This window comes from Pseudoalteromonas sp. BMB (assembly GCF_001709235.1).
In the GTDB taxonomy this organism is placed as follows: Bacteria; Pseudomonadota; Gammaproteobacteria; order Enterobacterales; family Alteromonadaceae; genus Pseudoalteromonas; species Pseudoalteromonas maricaloris.
On the sequence record NZ_MBQA01000174.1, the window covers coordinates 1 to 1,309 of the forward strand.

General features: G+C 42.2%; 1 protein-coding gene. It reads right to left on the reverse strand.

Annotation, left to right across the window (positions count from 1 at the left end; translation table 11 throughout):
• Positions 1 to 91 precede the first annotated feature (91 nt).
• Positions 92 to 1,189, reverse strand: coding sequence for an ISAs1 family transposase (locus tag BB427_RS15335; protein WP_069021697.1), 1,098 nt, complete (start codon positions 1,187 to 1,189; stop codon positions 92 to 94).
• Between the last annotated feature and the right edge of the window lie 120 nt (positions 1,190 to 1,309).

Below are 1,309 nucleotides of genomic sequence, written 5' to 3' on the forward strand. Positions count from 1 at the left end.
ATAATATGACACATCGTGTAGCCTTGATGGGGTTTCCAACTTTACACGTTTCATAGCAAAACCCAGGGTGGGATTCCACTTTGCTTATAGATTAACCAAAGAGTAACTCCGTCCTAAAATCACCGTTCCAAGCTGCTCCTCTTCGTTTTGCTGCTAAACTGTCTTTCTTACCTTGATGTTGCCTGATTATGTTTAAGCATACCCTGTTGAACAAAGCGATGTGTGCCGCCCCGTCAGGGTCTGCTACCTTTAACTTATCTTCTTTGAAAACAACATCTAAGACCCAGTGAAGCCGATTCTCTATGTGCCAATGTTCGCGTATTGCTTTTGCCACTAACTCTGGCTCTACCGCCAATGAACTGACATAGAAGTGGGAGGTATAACTGGTTTTGTCACCTAATTTACGACCTCTTGCAACCTCAATCACCGTTTTGACATGAGGCCATTTCTCTTTGAGTTTCTGTGGTAATTTAATCGGTAGCTGCATAACTAGACGACTTTCACCTCGGCCATGAGCATTACCATTGCTTTGTGCTTCTTCGTGTGAGCCCATGCTGTCATAGTGAGTTTTAAAGTGCTCAGCGATAGCGTCGTGTAAATTACGCTGATTGGCTTTGACTTGGATAATAAAGTCGCCCTTATTCTTTACAATTGACTCCAACGTTTTCGTTTGACAATGCAGAGCATCAAGCGTCACGATACAACCTTTACACGCTAATATGTCGATGATGTCACGGGCAATTTGACCTTCTTGGCCTTTATTTTTCGCAGCTTGTTGATACAAGGCTAGTCCATTATCAACATCAAATGCACTGACCACATTTAGCGCATTGTACACATTGTCTTTCCAACAACCTCGAAGGACTTTACCATCAATCGCAATGTGTGGCTTTTGAGCTTCTTCACGACGAGAATTAATCCAATCTAGCAGAGCCTTAAGCAAAGCATCGGTATTTAAAGCTTTGATTATGTTTGCAATGCAGTGACGTTTGGGTATGCCATGTTCAAAAGGACGATGCTGCCTTAGCCAATCCAGTTGCAACTCACCAAACTCTTGAATTGACTTCCATCCGTCGGCGCCACTAAGCACGGCACTCAAAGTTAAAAACAAGACGTCGACAAGATTGTGTTTGATGTTGACATCAGTTCTAGGATCTTCAATCCACTCTAAATGTGTGATAATGCTCATTGTAACGACTTAAAAAATTGCGATGCGCAATCAGATCATAAAACACTAATACTCGTCAATTTAAAGTTCGATCCCGCCCTGTAGCAAAACCAGAGTTCTACAACTCATAAGAGTTACAAC